The organism is Pedobacter sp. MC2016-05, assembly GCF_026239735.1.
Classification (GTDB): Bacteria; Bacteroidota; Bacteroidia; order Sphingobacteriales; family Sphingobacteriaceae; genus Pedobacter.
Map to the genome: position 1 here is coordinate 58,144 of NZ_JAPIVT010000022.1, position 17,899 is coordinate 76,042.

A 17,899-nucleotide genomic window follows, 5' to 3' on the forward strand; every position below is an offset into this window, starting at 1 on the left:
CATTAGAGCCTATTTATCTTTAGTCAAGTTTACTAACCAAATAATCTTTAACCAAATATTTAAAATAACGTTCGTTAAGCGAATCTATGCAATAAACTTCTACGCTCTTTTCCGTTTTCATCATTACATTTTCCGATCCTTCTTAGCGTACTGTTTTGCAATTTAGTTTTATGGCCGTTGGCATTCAATAAAATTATTATGAGTAAAATTTTACCAAAATTTTTAATCGTCATTTTGACATTTATTGTTATTCTGAGCAGTTGCCGGAAGAAAGAGTTTGATGAATTTTATGGTCGCCCCGAAAATTTAGGCGATCCTATTTATCAACAGCTCCAGGCAAAGGGCACTTTTACCAAATTTTTGGAATGTATAGACAAGGCTGGCTACAAGGAAACCTTAAGTACGGCCGGTTCTTGGACAGTTTTTGCACCAACTGATGAGGCGTTTAAAACTTATCTACAAGAAAATTCGCTTACAGAGATTACTGCAGATTTAGCTTCGAAGATTGTCCGTTATTCAATGGTTTATGATGGAGAAAAAACGGAAAAACTGAGTGATTTTTTCTCTGTAAAAGGTTTCATCAAAAATACCGCATTTAGAAGGAGATCTGTTTATTACGATTTTGTCTATGACGAGAAAGACAACAACGGCAATCCTATCAAGGCCATCGCTACCAATAGAAATGGAATTTACTTCGCAGGCGATTTTAACAATAAAAGTATAACCTACTTCTTAGCGCCATTTATGGCTTTCTCTGGTTTATCTGCCGCAGATTATAATTTTTTCTATCCTAACATTGCTTACAATGGCAGTAATGTTGGTCCCGCTCATATTTTAGGCGATCAACAAAATATCATTGCAGAAAACGGCGTCATTCACGTGATCGACCGCGTTTTAACGCCACCATTAAGCATTGATCAGTATGTTGAATCTAAACCAGAATACAGTACTTTCAAAAGTTTGTTAGATAAATTTGTAACGTACGGCTTAAACGCAGATATATCGCATCGCTACGAGGTATTAACCGGGAAAGCAGCCAATGTATATGTGAAGAGTTATAGCACACTATTAGGTTTCTCGCCAAATAACGAAAACTTTTTGAAGGTAGATGCCAATGATGCTCAGCAAGGTTCTTACAGCGTAATTGCACCTACAAATGCTGCTGTTGATGCTTATGCAAAAAACGTATTATTAAAATACTGGAGGAAAAAAGGCGTAAATAATTTGAATGAACTTTATGTTGTTGCGCCAGATTTAATTCGCGATTATGTCAATTCTCATCTTTACAACACTACTTTATGGCCAGCTAAATTTGCCATTACTCAAAATGTTTTGGGTGATATAACCAAGCAAAGCACTACCGATATTATCGATAAACAAGTATTAAGTAATGGATTTTTCTATGGTTCTAACAAAAGCCAGGATGCTAACGTATTTTCTACAATTTATGGCAATGTAAATCTCGATCCTGATTATAATATCATGAAACAGGCATTGTTGTATTTTAACTTAACCATTCCGCTTAAAACACAATCAATTAGATATGTAATTATTCCAATCCCTGATGTTACTTTGAAGAAAATGGGCTTCACTTACGAACCATTTTACGTAAGCCAGCCGATTCGTGGAGATTTGCAGGCGCTAAGACGCATTTTGCAAACACATATTATTCCACTAGGCAATAGGGCCATTCCTGATTTTAGAGCTGGGTCTGGTATTTTGGAAACGTCCAATGGAGAATACATCAAATATAACCGCAACACCTTATTATCGGCAGGTACCCAAGACAGTGTGGCGGTTTCAAAACAGACTATTCCTGTTGATTCTATTAACACTACACCTTTAAATGGTGCTGTAGTTTATGGCAAAGAGGCATTAACGTATACAGCGTTAAATGTTGGCAAACACATCGAAAGATACGGTACTTTAGCTACCGACCCATACTATAATTTCTTTCAGTTTTTGTTTAATAATGCTACCCTTTATAACAAAACAACTGGTGCAATATCAGGAATAACTGATGGAGTAAGTTATACCGTATTTATTCCAATAAATGAAGCTATTGTTAATGCTGTAAAAGATGGTTTGCTGCCAGGTAATGTGACTACGGGCGTTCCGAATTTCACCGCTACCGATGGTGCTTCTGTTACACTGATCAATAAGTTTATTCAGTACCACTTCATCAATAAAAGTACTGTAGTAAGTGATGGCCAAAAAACAGGTGAATTTGAAACGCTTCTCAAAAGTGATTCTGGCGATGCAACAAAAATAAATGTGGTGATGAATACCACTACAACACTTTCCTTGCGTGATGTAACCGGTGCAACAGTGAATGTACTATTGGGTGCTAGTGATAGAAGTAACGTACTATCAAATAGAACAGTTATCCACCAGATCAATTCTTATCTAAAATATCAATTCTAACCAACATGACTAAGAAATATACATATAGTATTTTTATTTTACTATGCTGTTTGCTATTGTCTTCTATCGCATCTGCACAGCAAATCAATTATGTGAAGGGGAAAGTAATCGATAAAAAAGATCGTCAGCCTATTATTGGTGCCTCTGTAACTATTGTTGATAAAGACCGTAGGGTAATGAAAGGCGTTTCCACTGATATTGATGGAAACTATTCACTTCCGGTTAATGATAAAACTTATAGGATTATGGTTTCTTACATTGGCTATAAATCTACTGCACCTCTTGCCATTGATAAAGCAGTGATCAATTTCCAATTAGAATCTGCAGACAACCAGATGGAGGAGGTTCAAATTGTATCGAGAGCAAAAACGGATAACGGGAGTGGTATGAGTATCGACAAACGAGATCAAACCTCGGCGGTAGGTACCATCAATGCAAAAGAATTGGAAGATATGCAAGCTGCATCAATTGATCAGGCTTTGCAAGGTAGATTAGCCGGTTTAGATATTGCTGCAAGTAGTGGAGATCCAGGTGCACCAATGCAGATCAGGATTCGGGGTACATCCTCAATCAATGGTGCGGTAGATCCTTTAATTGTGGTAGATGGTATGCCTTACGATATCACTATCCCATCTGATTTTAACTTTGCAACATCAGATGAAAATAACTATGGCCAACTTTTAAATATTGCGCCATCTGATATTAAAGACATCAGCGTGTTAAAAGATGCTGCTGCAACTGCGGTTTGGGGTTCGAGAGCTGCAAATGGCGTATTGGTAATTAATACCAAAAGAGGTGTTTTGGGTCCACCTAACATGTCGTACAACTTTAAAGGTTCTTATTCAAAGCAGCCAAGTGCGATACCGATGTTAACTGGTAATCAATATTCATCGTTAATTTTAGAAGAGTTTTACAATGCAGGCAGGCAATTTGCCACTTCAGATTTTGCAAAACAGTTTCAGTACGATCGCAACGACCCTTATAATTACTATAATTACAGCAATAATACCAATTGGTTAGAAAGTATTACCAGAATTGGTTATCTGCAAGATCATAACTTGTCGATCTCTGGTGGTGGTGAAAAAGCAAAATACCGTGCATCAGTCAATTATTTTAACCAAAATGGTACGACTGTTGGAACGAGTTTGGGTCGTTTAAGTGCAAGAGTAAATTTAGATTATACCGTATCAACCAAAATTCGTTTCAGTGCAGATATCGCTTACACACACATTGATAACAAAAATCTTTATCCAAGCGGATCAAGAGATGCAAATGTGAGAGATGTGGCTTATACTAAAATGCCCAATCAGGCGGTGTATGAGTATGACGAATATGGAAATATTACCTCCAACTATTTTAGTCCGGCTACAACCGCACAGGGCGGCTTTGTGTACGATTTTGCAAATTCCCGTGTGTTAGGCACCTATAATCCACTGGCTATGGCGCTCGCAGCAAGTAATCAGCAGTTGGGAGAGCGGATAATTCCTAAATTTAGTCTACAATATCAAATCATCCCTGATAAGTTGAGGTTAAATGCAAATTTCCAGGCTGATATCAATAATACAAAAGTTAAAAAGTTTTTACCTCAAGTAGCCACAGGTCGTCCATTCTCTGAAGCTGCGGTAAATTATGCCGGAGATTCTGATGGTGATTCATTTACCATGGCTACCAATATCACTTTGGCGTATACGCCAACATTGGGCAAAAACCATGATTTAATCGCTTTTGCCAGGTTTGACAGTAACGACAGCAGAAGAACAGGACAAGGGATGTTTGCAACCAACACAGCTTCTTCCTTTTTAGCCGATCCTTCTATCGATGGTAGAACGAATCAAACTGGATCTGCCTATTCTTCATTTTCGCAAAGCCGTTCGGTGGGTTTATTAGTCAGTGCCCAGTATAAATTCATGGACCGGTATATTGTAAATGGTGGAGTTAGGGGAGATGGAAACTCTAAATTCGGACCTAATAATCGCTACGGTTTATTTCCATCGGCATCTGTTCTTTGGAGAATTTCTGGAGAGCCATTTATGAAAAACACCACCAAATACATCGATAATTTAGCCTTAAGAGCAAGTTATGGTGTTGTTGGTAATGCTCCAAGAAACGATTATTCTTACTTCAATACTTACCAGAATTATGGCTTCAGTTACTTAGGATCGTCGGGCGTATATCCATCTAATATCGAATTATCAGATTTACGATGGGAAAAAGTAACCCAATCTAACGTCGGTTTAACAGTGGTTTTATTGAAGAATTCGTTAAATATGGATATTGATGTTTACCGTAAACGTACAACTGATTTATTTTATAATGGCATCGCTATTCCTACCTACAATGGTTACTCTGGAGTAGATATGAATGTGGGTACAATGGATAACCAGGGATGGGAATTCAGTTTGTTTTATACGCCATTAAAATCAAAGAAACTTCGTATTGATGTCAATTTTAACATTTCGCACAATGTGAATATGATTCGTGAGATATCACCATTGGTACCTAGAGAAAATAACGCTCGTATTACTACAAATAACGCTTTCAAGGTTTATTTGCAGGAAAATAATCCATTCGGTTCATTTTATGGATTTAAATTTAAAGGTGTTTATGCCGATAAAAATTCAACAATTGCCTTGGATGAAAACGGCAATCAGATCGTAGGTCCGAATGGCCAGCAGATATTTATGCGTTTCGCTTATCCATCTATCGATTATGTTTTCCAGCCGGGCGATGCCATGTATGAGGATATTAATCACGATGGAAATATTGATTATAAAGATATTGTCTATCTAGGTAATGGTAATCCTAATTTAACTGGTGGTTTTGGTACTGCTATCACTTTTAACGGTAACCTGCGTTTAGGTGCCAATTTTACCTACAGAACAGGGTATCAAATCATCAACGGAACAAAAATAAATACCACCAGTATGTACGGTTTTAATAATCAAAGTACAGCAGTGCTACGCAGATGGAGAGCCGAAGGTGATATCACCGATATTCCTCGAGCCACTTATGCAACGGGTTATAACTTTTTAGGATCGGACAGATATGTGGAAGATGGTTCTTATTTGCGTTTGAGAAGCATTACCCTAAAATATGATTTCAGCAAAAATTTATTGAGACGTATCGGGGTAAGGGGTTTAAGTGCCAACATCATGATGGAAAATATTTTAACCTTCACCAAATATACCGGACAAGATCCCGAGGTTCCAGTTAAGTTATCTACCTTCTCAACAGTAGTAGATAACTCTACAACACCTCCGATAAAAACAATCACCCTAGGTTTAACAGCAAACTTTTAATCAGCAAAAAATGAAAAAAATTATATATAGTGCGGCTGTTGTCATGGTGCTGATCATGTCGAGCTCATGTAAAAAATGGTTAGATACACAACCTCGTGATGGCATCACCAGACAAGGTTTTTGGAAAACCAAAGAAGATATCCAGGCTGCAGTAGCCGGTTGCTACGCGTCTTTGCTGGCGCCGCCTCCTGGGGTAAATGAGAGATCTTTAATCGAAAACATTTTCGTTTTTGGTGAAATAAGAGCCGATATGATTGATCCGGGACCTGGAGCCTTAAATGATGAAACTGATATTTTTAATGTAAATATCACGCAAAGTAATTCATTGAGTCGCTGGAATGCATTTTACCGCACCATCAATTTCTGCAACACGGTTATAGATAATGCGCCATCGGTTCGTGAAATCGATCCAACGCTTAGTGTCGAACAGCTTAATGCCTATTTAAGTGAAGTGTTAACGTTAAGAAGCCTGATGTATTTCTATCTGGTGAAAAGCTATCGCGATGTGCCTTTAAAATTAACGGCAACCACAAAAGATACCGATTTACAGGATTTGCCTAAAACATCGGCAGCGGCTATTTTAACTCAAATTGTAAACGATCTAAAAAAAGCTGAAGCTGGGGCAGTTACTACGTTTGGCAATACGGTAACAGATAAAGGCAGGGTGACCAAATTTACTGTAAATTCAGTATTGGCTGATGTTTACCTTTGGATGGACAATTACGAAGGCTGCATTCAGGAATGTAATAAAGTAATTAATTCGCAACGTTTCGCCTTACAGTCAGCAGCCTCTTCGTGGTATTTCAACGTGTTTTTTAACGGAAGTTCAATCGAGACGGTTTTTGAATTCAATAATAAGTCATCCGTTAGCAGTCCTTTGTTTAATGCTTTAGGAAGATCTCCTAAAAGATTTTTGGCTAGTTCATACCTGGGAAGTGATGTTTTTATTCCTGATGATGTTGACCCAACCAGGTTTTATGATATTAGAGAAGAAGCCTTTTACCGTGGTTCGGATTTAGCGGTTGTTAAATGGGGAACTGATGCCGTAACATTCATCAATTGGCAGGTTTACCGTATTTCTGATTTAATGCTAATGAAAGCTGAAGCCCTTGCCGAAACCAGCAGAGGTGCAGAGGCACTTGCTTTAATTGAAGAAATTAGGTTAAAAAGAGGCGCCGTAGTAGCCACTTCGCAAACGGTAGATCCTGGCGATAAAGATGCAATATCTGATTATATCTTAGCTGAACGTGCCCGAGAATTTGCATTTGAAGGAAAGCGCTGGTACGATCTTCTTCGCATAGCGAAACGCGATAATTACAAACGACTTGATCTTTTATTAAACATAGTGGCTCAAACTGTTAATCCAGCATTACAACAATCGGCAATTACTAAGTTTAGAGACGTTAACAGTCACTATTTTCCAATTCATGAGGCAGAGCTTTTTGCTGATCCTCAACTTGTTCAAAATCCATTTTACACGAAATAATAGCATGATAAAAATTAATTTAAATGGCCGCAATGCAATCATCATGATGGTTGTGTTAGCTTTTACATTTGTATTTATAAATGCTTGTAAAAGAGAATCGCTTACCTTAACAACTACAGATGATGTAAATATTACAGGATATCTAGACCGCTATCCCGATCAGTTTTCCATGATGAGACAAATCATGGACCGATCTGCCACAACAGGTTTTTTAGGTGCTTACGGAAAATATACTTTGTTTACACCAGATAACGTGGCCGTAACAGCATGGCTAAAAGCAAAAGGAAAAGCTGCTGTTGCAGATTTAACGGTAGATGAAGCCAGAGATATGATTAAGTTTCATATTCTGCCTGATACTGTAGCAACGAACCGTTTTACCGATGGCAAGTTACCGCAGATAACATTGTATGGTCAATACCTTCAAACAGGTGCAGTTAACCAAGGCGGGATCAGTAGTTACGTGGTAAATAAGATTGCCAAATTAACAAAGTCGAATATTAGAGTAGGCAATGGAATTATCCATGTGTTAGATCATGTACTTGTACCAGCAACTTTAACATTAGCCAAAAGTGTTGAAGCCAATTCTCGTTACAGCTATTTTACTCAGGCCTTAAAAGAAACAGGGTTTTACGATTCACTAAACATTGATGGCGCTGCAGCGAAAGATACCACACGTCGCTTTCAAACCTTAATTTTAGAGTCAGACTCTGCTTTGAAAGCTGCAGGATATTCGAGCTACGCTAGTTTTAAAAGCAGATATTCAAAAACGGGAGACCCTAAAAATCATGCTGATAGTTTATGGTTATACATGGCTTATCACATTTCTACAGGTCCGTCTTACACACCTGATATCATCAGCTCGCCAGCAATTTATACATTGGCACCTAAAGAAGTGATCACAACCAAATTTTCTGGACAGAAAATTTTGCTGAATGAAGATGAATTCAATGGAGTAGTAGAACCTGGTGTTGAACTTAACAGAACTTTTAGCGATGTAACGGCGTCAAATGGCGTATCGCATGAAGTGAAAAAACCATTTGCAATAAAAGTGAGGGTACAATCTGCCGTTTATTTTGATGTTTCTGATCATGCAGATTTGAGAATTAACCCTAAATGGAGAGGCGCCGCTGCCGGAACCATTCCGTTGTATGCGAATGGATTAACTACGGTAAATGGATTGCTTTTCGGTAACGATCTTTCTAAAGTAAGTCAAGGCAGTAATTATGAAAGGGTAATCGTACCTAATGCAACCCGTAAATATGCTTACAACGATTTTTTCAATTTATCGATGGGAGTAAGTACAGCGAGGATTCAATACATCGATATCCGCACGCCGATGTTGGTAAAAGGAAAGTATAAAATATGGATATGTTACGCTCAAAACGGAAATTCAAACTTATTTCAAGTTGGTGTGGATGTGGGTAGGCCTGGAGAACAGATTCTGCCAAATCTGGTTGATTTTAGACAATACCTGGGCTCTTCAGGTATTAGTACAACAACGGCTACTCTACCATCGGCAGATGCTTTAATGTTAACTAACGGTTACAAACGTTACATGGCAACCACTGCCGATTTCCAGGGTACAGCAAGGGGAGAAGTTTCAATAAACGGTTCTGGATGGGATCAACTCGTTGGCCGACTTGCGGGCACAGCTGATATTCAAACTACTGACAGACATTGGGTGAGGCTAACTGTAGTTAGCAACGCCGGTCTTAGTAATGCAACCTATTTGGATATGATCCATTTTATTCCTGTTGATGCCGACCAGAACTATCCACGTTTTTCAACCTTTGGAACAGTATTTAACCGCCCATAATTTATTAAGCCGGGGTGGCAACACTCCGGCAAACAAATTCTAACCAAAAGAAAATTCTCAATGAAAAGAAATATACTTCACACCATATTGCTCCTTAGTACCATTTTTTGGCTAAGTGCATGTAAAGATGTATTGGAAGAGCATACAGAGATTGTGAATGTTGATAACACGATCGACGTTTTTCAGAAACTATCTGCGCAATCTAATTTAAGTAAGTTTAGTGATTTTGTACGCAGTACAGGTTACGACAAACTGTTGGCATCATCTCAAAATTATACGGTTTGGGCACCAACAAACGACGCGTTAACTTCTTTAGATGCTGCAATTTCGTCTGATCCGGCAAAGCTAAAAGATTTTGTAGCCAACCACATTGCTTTAACTACGGTGGTAGCTCCAAAAACCGCTTCAGATACTTTACGCATTCAGTTGATCAATAAAAAATTCGCTACACTGGTAGGCAACACATTTGAAGAAGCTGCTGTTACAGGTGTTGGTCAATTTGTTAAAAACGGTGCGTTATACACCATTGATAAAGCTGTTCCAACCAAACTCAATGTATGGGATTATATGTTGAGCAGTACCGATGCACCACTGCAGACTAACTACATCAGCAATATCTCATCAATGGTTATTGATACCGCTAATGCAGTGATCATTGGTTATAATAATTCGGGTAATCCGATTTTTGCAGCCAATCCACCAATGGTTTCCAGAAATTTGTACTGGACTAGCGTGGCCGATCTTCGAACCGAAAATCAACAGTACACGTTTTTTATGCTTCAGGATGCTGCTTTCAATAGTGAAACGGCGAAGCTTACACCATACTATTCTATTTTCGATAAACTGGGATTAGTAAGCGACTTTACCGTGAAAGGTTTATATACCGCAGATAAATTGCCTGATACGTTGCTTTCAACACGAGGCGTTAAAATTCCGATCAGTATGGCTGCAATAGTAAAATCTTACAAAGCAAGTAACGGAATTGTACATTTAATGAGTGCACTTCCTTTTAGACTAAAGGATAAAGTACCTACATTCAAAATTGAGGGAGAACTTCCTTTTAGTTTCAGAATAAACAGGGATGGAAATACGCTATACAGAACTAAATTAGATAATAAGGGAGTTCAATATAAAGATATTGAGGTTTATGACCACAGCGTATCAGAATATTACATCAGGTACTTAAGAAGTAACGTGCCGGTGGCGAAATATAAAGTTTATGCCCGGGCAGTTGCAGGTGCCGCAGGCGATGCACAGGTTGCAGCATTTACACAACGCTATCATATTTTCAACCCATTAACCTCTACTCCAACTGTTCCAGTTTACGATTTATTCGCCACTCATAATGTAACGCCGCTCAATTATGATGAGGTTTACCTGGGCGAATTTACGCCTAAGCAGTTTGGGTTATTAGACCTCAGGTTAACCAGTGCCGCTAGCACAGCTAAAAATGTAAGTACGCTCATATTGGATTATTTGAGATTTGAACCTATTCTTCCATAATCTGAATTATAAATTGACTATGTATAATTTTACCATCGTAAAAAAAAGAATTTCACTTATCCTGTTCGGAATGATGTTTGCTACTGCGGTTTTTGCGCAGACAGATACCACCACAACAGATACAAGTAAGTACAGCACCGATACCACAACGGTTAAAGTGAAAGTTAAAAAGCTTGTCGGACAGAAAATAACCGGCATTGTGGTAGATGGCGCAACCAATAAACCTGTTACCGGTGTAAAATTAACCGTAACAGATTTTTCTGGTGCACTAACCGATGATAAAGGTCGCTTCTCGATTACTGTTCCAGATTATAATGCAACAATCACCATAAGTAATATTGGCTACCACACCAAGTTGCTGGCTGTTCACAAAGGTAAACTCGCAACGATTAAAATTTACCCGAGTTCTTTCGCTTCTGTGTTTACAGAGGTGGTGTTGCCATCGGGTACCCAAAACCTGGCCAGAACTTCCTCAGCTATTACTTATGCCAATCCGCAAGGTGGCTGGACAGTAAATGCAGAAACGCCTGACAGTTATTTGCAAGGAAGAATGGCAGGGTTAAATTCTATTAGAAGATCAGGAACCCCTGGAATTGGAGCCGATTTATTTGTAAGAGGCTTCACTTCACTTTATGCAACCAATCAGCCTTTGTACGTGGTTGATGGAATGATTTTCGACGCCAATTCTTATGGTTCGTCTTTAACTGCAGGGCACCGCAATAATCCGCTACAGTTTATTGATGTTCATGATATTGAAAGTGTGAGCTTAATTAAAGATGCAGCAGCGGCAGCAGTTTATGGAACCAAAGCAGCCAATGGGGTAATGATCATTACCACCAACCATGCTAAAGATTTGGCTACTCAAATAGATTTTGCGGCCTATAGCAGTATCAATCTGGTGCCAAAAAAACTTTCGGTAATGAATGGAGGTGATTTTAGAACTTATCTTTCTGATATTTTACAAAGCCGTGGTTTGAGCAATGGTGCTATTGCAGCATTGCCTTACATGAACGATGATCCAAATCAAGCCACCAACCCAACTTATGCCATGTATCACCAAAATACCGATTGGCAAAAAGAAGTTTTCAAGCGTAGCTTCAATCAGAACTATTTTCTGAAAGTAAGTGGTGGCGATAACATCGCTAAATATGCACTTTCGGCAGGTTACTCGAAAAATAAAAGTGTTATCGATTCAACGAATAACACAAACTATCACATGCGCTTCAACAGTGATTTAAATTTAACGAAGAAGCTTCAGGCAAGTACAAATTTATCTTTTAGCTATACGGAGCAAAGCTTAAAAGACCAGGGGATTGCTCCACGTACCAACCCAATTTTTTTATCATTGGTAAAAGCACCTTTTCTTGCCAAAAATGAAATAAGTGCTACCGGCGCAGTTTCTCCAAATCTTGCAGAGGCGGATACACTGGGTGTAAGTAATCCCAGGGCATTGATAGAAAAGGGATTGAATCAGAAGAAAGCTTACCGTTTCTTTGGTAACATCGTGTTCAACTACGAATTCAATAAAAATTTCAAGATATCTAACTTAACCGGCTTAACATACGATAAAACACAGGAAACTTTGTTTATCCCTCGTAAAGGTGTAACAAATGAGGTTTTAGAAAACACCATCGGCGATAGCAAATTGGGTTCGCAAGTAATTCGTTATTCAAACGTTTTTAATGATTTTCGCTTCGCATTCAACAAAACATTCGCCAAAGATCACAACTTAAAAATGAGTTTGGGTACGCGTTATTCAAAAAACGCTAGCGAACAGGATTTTGCCATAGGTTACAATTCTGCAACTGATGTGTTGATTAGTATTGGCAACAGTAATGCTGCCCTGCGGTTTTTTGGTGGAGATATAGGCAACTGGAGTTCTCTAAATACCTACTTCACTACAGATTATAGTTATAAAGACAAATACTTTCTAAGCCTGGCTGTGGCGGCAGATGCCTCATCGCGTTTTGGTAGAAGTGATGGAAACACATCAGCAAGTACAAGTGGTTATGGATTAAATTTATTTGGTGGCAAAACGGCTCTTTTACCAGCTTTAAGTGGTGCCTGGATTTTATCATCAGAAGATTTTATGCAAGGGTATAAAGGTGTAGATCTACTGAAACTTCGGGCTAGTTATGGCATTGTAGGGAATGATGATATCGGAAACTATAATAACAGACAATACTATGTTTCGCAAAATTTATTGGGTCTCCAAGGTGTGGTTCGCGGCAATGTGGCCAACCCAAATATCCAGTGGGAACGTGTAGCCAAGTTTAATGTTGGAGTAGATGGTTCCTTTTTTAGTGAACGTTTAAGCATGAGTTTAGATTATTATGTGCACACCACCAGTAAAATGCTAAACTATATTCCGGTTACTTCAATTGCTGGTGTAGATTCTTACGTTGATAATCAAGGAGGTATGCAAACCAATGGCTTTGATTTTGGTTTGAATGCCCGTGTAGTAAACAAAAAAATAAAATGGGATTTAGGCGTTAATCTAGGCCTATACAGAAATAAAATTCAAAGTTTACCCAATGGAAACGATATCGTTACGAGTTATGCAAACGGCACATACCTAACAAGAGTTGACGAAACAGCTAATTTATTTTACGGTCAGCGCACCAATGGTGTTTACGCTACGGATGCCGAAGCTACAGCTTCAGGATTATCTATTGTAAATAGTGCAGGGGTAACCGTACCCTTTAAAGGTGGCGATATGAGGTTTATCGATACCAATGGAGATAAAATCATCAACGGAGCTGATCGAGTGGTGATTGGAAACCCAAATCCTGATCTTTTTGGAAGTTTCAATAATACCGTTGGATACAAAAACTGGACACTGGATGTACTGGTTTCCTTCGTATTAGGAAACGACCTTTACAACTACACGCGCTCGGTGCTCGAATCGGGAAATGCTTATTACAACCAATCAGAAATTATGAGAAACCGTTGGAGAGGCGAGGGGCAGATTACCAACGTACCTAAAGCCAGCTTTGGCGATCCGATGGGCAATGCTCAGTTTTCTGATCGTTGGATTGAAGATGGTTCGTACCTGCGTTTACGTTCGGTAAATTTAACCTACAACGTGCCTTTAAAAACGAAAGCGATTAAATATGCCAGAATTTATGCCACCGGAAATAATTTACTTACCCTAACAAAATACCTGGGCTATGATCCTGAGTTTAGCGCTACTGGAAGTATTTTCACTCAAGGTGTAGATACCACTTTAGAGCCACAGTTCAGATCGGTTCAATTGGGTGTTAGAATTGGTTTATAATTGATAATTGATAAAAAGATGAAGATGGATTTTAATAAAAAAGTTATTGCCCTTTTAGCAGTAGCCCTGCTTGCAACAGGTTCATGGTCTTGCAAAAAAATAATAGATGAAGAGCCCGAAGCGACGCTTGATATATCAAATGCTTACCGAAACTCTACTGATGCCGATGCCGCAGTGATCGGTATCTATGGGCAGTTTCTGGGTTTACAAAAAACATATATTCTTCAAAATGAATTGAGAGCTGATTTGGTAAACGTTACAGCAAATGCCGATCCTTATTTAAAACAGTTGGCTAACCACAGCGTTACAAAAGATAATCCTTACATCGATCCGAGGCCATATTACAAAGTAATTTTAAACTGTAATGATGCGTTGAAAAATTTCCAATTGATGCGGGACGACTTCCGAATGAGTGTGGATGATTACAACAAACATTATTCTGATATTGGCGCATTGAGAAGCTGGATTTATCTGCAGTTGGGGATTCAATATGGTAGCGTTCCATATATTACAACTCCGGTAGAGAATGTAGAGGATATTAAAAACTTGTCGGCATATCCACGAATTTCTTTTGAGGAGCTTTTAACAAAACTGATTGATTTTACTGAAAAATTACCTTACAAGGAAGTGTACGCTTATCCAACTGGAAATCCATTGGTGATTACAATAGATGGAAACAATACACAAAAGATATTTATTTGTAAACCATTTGTACTTGGTGATTTATATTTATGGAACAATAACTATTTAAAAGCTGCAGAGAATTATATTAAGATAATGAACATTGAAAACAACAATACCAATATTGATATATTGTTCAATGCATATAAGGTTGTTTATTACTTGGGCTCGGAAAATAATGACCAGGCCGTAAGGTATGGACGATATCAAGATGAAAGTACTTTACTATATGATCAAGGTTGGAAAACAATGTTTTCTGCACCAAATACGGGTAGAGTTTGGGATAGAGAGTTTTTGTGGGGTATCCCTTATAGCTCAAGCTTCAAACCAGGTAATCCAATGATCGAGTTATGTTCGCCATTATATGGTAAATATTTGATCAAACCGTCAAAAGCCGCTATTGATAATTGGGATGCGCAAAGACAGAACAGTGGTATTCCTTACGATGCGAGAGGTAGACTATCTTATGAAACAACTGCTACTGGGCCGGCAATTACTAAGTTAACCGATAATATTATCCCAGTTACAAACCTAAACAAAGGAGGGAAATGGGGTATTTATCGTGCTGGATTATTGCATTTACGTTATTCGGAAGCGGCTAATCGTGATGGTAAGAGCAAACTGGGTTGGGCTTTATTAAACATTGGTATTGCCAATACTTTTTATACTGGTACACGTTCATCAGCTGGAGCACCTACGCCAGTGTCATTTGATGAAATCAACACGATGCAAACGCCTTATCCGGCACCGTACTATCTGGATGCCAGAAACAATAATGATTATAAAAGCCCTTGGTACCGTAATACAGGTATTCGTAACCGTGCTGGCCTAACTCCGCTTGATGCCAGTTTGCAAAGCGATATGATTGGTTTAGAAGGAAAGCTAATTGATGAAGGTGCTTTAGAATTGGCTTTCGAAGGCAATCGCTGGCCAGATTTAGTGCGCATAGCCCGACGCCAGAATAACCCTGCTTTTTTAGCAGAAAGGGTTTACCAAAAGCTTTTAAAAGATGGCGATCCAACAGCTAGCACCGCTAGAGCCAAACTACTAAATCCTAAAAATTGGATTTTACCATTTGAATGGAAATAAACAGGCAAATTCAATTTAGAAACCTTTATCAATAATGAAGGTTTTTAAACTGAAAATTTTTTATATAAATAATATATTTATTAGTAAAAAATAACTTAGATTTGTTTAACGTTTTAAACTTGCTTTAAAGTGAATGAAAATTCTGAAAATAAGCAAAGCTCTTTAACCAAATATTCATCAAAAGCAAACCAACCGTACTCATCTGGTTTAAATTTTTAAATATGAATTTCTGGAAATAAAGAGCATAACTGCATCACGTTATATACAAGATAATTTCAGTCGTAGAGGCTGCAAACATAAAAAATTACCTGACTCATAACAGGTATATATTTGGTTAGAAAAGGGGACAGTTCCGGATGGATTGTCCTTTTCTGTTTTTAAAGGTTTTATAAAAAAATCAATCGTTCTGCTAATTATCTAATCGCTTTTAAATGAAAGCTTTGTGGTTTTATTAAGAATATTTATCTTTAACATTCATCCAAAATGATATGAGAAATACTTTTCTAGCCATTATAATGATTTGTTGCTTCTTTTCCTGTAAAAAAGACAACAATGAAACTACTACCGAAACAATAAAAGGAAAATGGTCAACCGGCGGCTACGATATCATCCTCTATAATTCTTCTGGAGAAGTGGTTAGCCATTCCGTTGCAGACGCCATTAAAACTTATTGGACTTTTGATCAAAGTCAAATTAAATTATCCAACGATATCAATGCCGATGTTAGAACATCAAATTATAAAGTGCTCAATACGGTTGGTACAAGAATGCTTATCATTGAAAGTGCTGTCATTGCCACCTTCAATAACTGGATAGTTGATGAGCAGTCGAGCAATGCGATGGTCATTTCCGCACAAATTAATGATAAGGCTCAACTCACTTATGGGAAAAATCAGGTAGCTGCCAAGGGTGTAAAGACTATATATTTAAGCAGAGAACCATAGTTAGGTGATAAGTCGTTTAGCCTAGGTTTCCCATTCTTCAAATGGCAGGATACTACAGGACGCAATTCGTTGCCCATTTATTGATATTTGAAATGGGTCGATTTAATGTTGATCGCTAACCAAATATGAAATATTTAATAGCCGTTATCCTTTTCATCACTGCGTTAAAGCTTAATGCGCAAGAATACGACATCACGAAGTTTGGCGTAAAAGCCGATAGCAACATCGTTCAAACCAAAGCCATACAAAAAGTAATCGATCTAGCGGCCTCAAGAGGTGGAGGAAAGATTGTGATACCTAAAGGCACTTTCTTGACTGGTGCTTTGTTTTTCAAAAAGAAAACAAAATTGGTTTTAAAAGAAGGTGCGGTACTAAAAGGGTCAGATGATATTAAAAATTATCCTTTTATCCCATCGAGAATGGAAGGGAGAAGCCTGAAATATTTTGCTGCAGTTGTAAATGCGTATCAAGTTAACGATTTCAGTATCGAAGGGCCTGGAACCATTAATGGCAATGGATTAAAATTTTGGAAAACTTTTTGGTCGCATCGTGATTCGCTTCGCAAAATTGGAAAGGAAAGTACCAATTTGGAAGTGAGCAGGCCTAGATTAATTTTTATTTGGGGGAGTGACAATGTCAAAATTCAAAATATTAAACTTCGCAATGCCGGCTTTTGGACAACACATTTCTACAAATGCAATAACATTTTAGTAGAAAATACTGATATCCGATCGCCATATCAACCCGTTCCTGCACCAAGCACAGATGGAATTGACCTTGACGTATGCAAAAACGTGGTCATCAGAAATTGCTATATCTCTGTAAATGATGACGCTATTGCTATCAAAGGAGGTAAAGGACCAACCGCTCATCAGCTGCCAGAAAACGGAACGGTAGAAGATGTATTAATTGAAAACTGCACTTTTGGAAACTCACACGCGGTGCTCACCTTGGGCAGTGAATGTGTACACGCCAACAACATCATCCTTCGCAACTGCGTAATGGAAAATAATTGTCCGATTTTGAACTTGAAGATGAGAGGTGATACTTTTCAAATTTATGAAAACATTACCATTGACAATATAACCGGCAAATGCGGTTCGGTAATTAGCCTCAATCCCTGGAAGCAGTTCTTTGATTTAGCAGGCAGCACTGAACAACCTTTTGGAACCATTAGGAATATCAAAATGAGCAACATCAAAGTAGAAGCCAACAAATTTGGTGAAATGAACGGCAATCCCCTGGACAAACTTTCTGGTTTTACCTTTCAAAATTTACAGATCACTACTAAAAATCCGGTACTTAAAAATAAGTATGATGATGTTAAATACGAAAATGTTATTGTGAATGGTGAACCATTGGTGGTGAAAAAGTAATTAT

At 38.1% G+C, this 17,899-nt stretch carries 9 protein-coding genes; all 9 read left to right on the plus strand.

Translation table 11 applies throughout. From position 1 onward, the window contains the following. Nucleotides 1-198: 198 nt before the first annotated feature. The 9 genes from OQZ33_RS20965 (at nucleotide 199) to OQZ33_RS21005 (ending at nucleotide 17,895) form a co-directional block, all read left to right on the plus strand. Nucleotides 199-2,424, plus strand: a complete 2,226-nt coding sequence (locus OQZ33_RS20965) for a fasciclin domain-containing protein (RefSeq protein ID WP_265801376.1) — start codon at nucleotides 199-201, stop codon at nucleotides 2,422-2,424. Between the two features lie 5 nt (nucleotides 2,425-2,429). Next, nucleotides 2,430-5,723: a SusC/RagA family TonB-linked outer membrane protein gene (locus tag OQZ33_RS20970; RefSeq protein ID WP_265801377.1), complete on the plus strand. Its 3,294-nt coding sequence runs from the start codon at nucleotides 2,430-2,432 to the stop codon at nucleotides 5,721-5,723. 10 nt (nucleotides 5,724-5,733) lie between these two features. Then, nucleotides 5,734-7,209, plus strand: coding sequence for a RagB/SusD family nutrient uptake outer membrane protein (locus OQZ33_RS20975; RefSeq protein ID WP_265801379.1), 1,476 nt, complete (start codon nucleotides 5,734-5,736; stop codon nucleotides 7,207-7,209). A 4-nt stretch (nucleotides 7,210-7,213) separates the two neighbouring features. Continuing rightward, on the plus strand, nucleotides 7,214-9,025 hold the full coding sequence (locus OQZ33_RS20980; protein WP_265801381.1) for a fasciclin domain-containing protein: 1,812 nt from the start codon (nucleotides 7,214-7,216) through the stop codon (nucleotides 9,023-9,025). A 60-nt stretch (nucleotides 9,026-9,085) separates the two neighbouring features. After that, on the plus strand, nucleotides 9,086-10,528 hold the full coding sequence (locus OQZ33_RS20985) for a fasciclin domain-containing protein (protein ID WP_265801383.1): 1,443 nt from the start codon (nucleotides 9,086-9,088) through the stop codon (nucleotides 10,526-10,528). Between the two features lie 19 nt (nucleotides 10,529-10,547). After that, the gene (locus tag OQZ33_RS20990) at nucleotides 10,548-13,805 is read left to right on the plus strand and encodes a SusC/RagA family TonB-linked outer membrane protein (RefSeq protein WP_265801385.1); all 3,258 of its coding nucleotides are present in this window, start codon (nucleotides 10,548-10,550) and stop codon (nucleotides 13,803-13,805) included. 24 nt (nucleotides 13,806-13,829) lie between these two features. Then, a complete protein-coding gene (locus tag OQZ33_RS20995; protein ID WP_265801387.1) occupies nucleotides 13,830-15,575 on the plus strand; it encodes a RagB/SusD family nutrient uptake outer membrane protein in 1,746 nt (581 codons plus the stop codon). Between the two features lie 488 nt (nucleotides 15,576-16,063). Beyond that, complete coding sequence (locus OQZ33_RS21000) at nucleotides 16,064-16,519, plus strand: hypothetical protein (protein WP_265801389.1); 456 nt, start codon at nucleotides 16,064-16,066, stop codon at nucleotides 16,517-16,519. A gap of 125 nt (nucleotides 16,520-16,644) precedes the next feature. After that, entirely contained in the window at nucleotides 16,645-17,895 is a 1,251-nt protein-coding gene (locus OQZ33_RS21005; protein ID WP_265801390.1) for a glycoside hydrolase family 28 protein, read from the plus strand. Nucleotides 17,896-17,899 lie beyond the last annotated feature (4 nt).

Excerpts from the sequence above, each read along its gene's own strand:
- OQZ33_RS20965 (WP_265801376.1), top strand. The coding sequence starts at position 199 with ATGAGTAAAATTTTACCAAAATTTTTAATCGTCATTTTGACATTTATT.
- OQZ33_RS20970 (WP_265801377.1), top strand. The coding sequence starts at position 2,430 with ATGACTAAGAAATATACATATAGTATTTTTATTTTACTATGCTGTTTG.
- OQZ33_RS20975 (WP_265801379.1), top strand. The coding sequence starts at position 5,734 with ATGAAAAAAATTATATATAGTGCGGCTGTTGTCATGGTGCTGATCATG.
- OQZ33_RS20980 (WP_265801381.1), top strand. The coding sequence starts at position 7,214 with ATGATAAAAATTAATTTAAATGGCCGCAATGCAATCATCATGATGGTT.
- OQZ33_RS20985 (WP_265801383.1), top strand. The coding sequence starts at position 9,086 with ATGAAAAGAAATATACTTCACACCATATTGCTCCTTAGTACCATTTTT.
- OQZ33_RS20990 (WP_265801385.1), top strand. The coding sequence starts at position 10,548 with ATGTATAATTTTACCATCGTAAAAAAAAGAATTTCACTTATCCTGTTC.
- OQZ33_RS20995 (WP_265801387.1), top strand. The coding sequence starts at position 13,830 with ATGGATTTTAATAAAAAAGTTATTGCCCTTTTAGCAGTAGCCCTGCTT.
- OQZ33_RS21000 (WP_265801389.1), top strand. The coding sequence starts at position 16,064 with ATGAGAAATACTTTTCTAGCCATTATAATGATTTGTTGCTTCTTTTCC.
- OQZ33_RS21005 (WP_265801390.1), top strand. The coding sequence starts at position 16,645 with ATGAAATATTTAATAGCCGTTATCCTTTTCATCACTGCGTTAAAGCTT.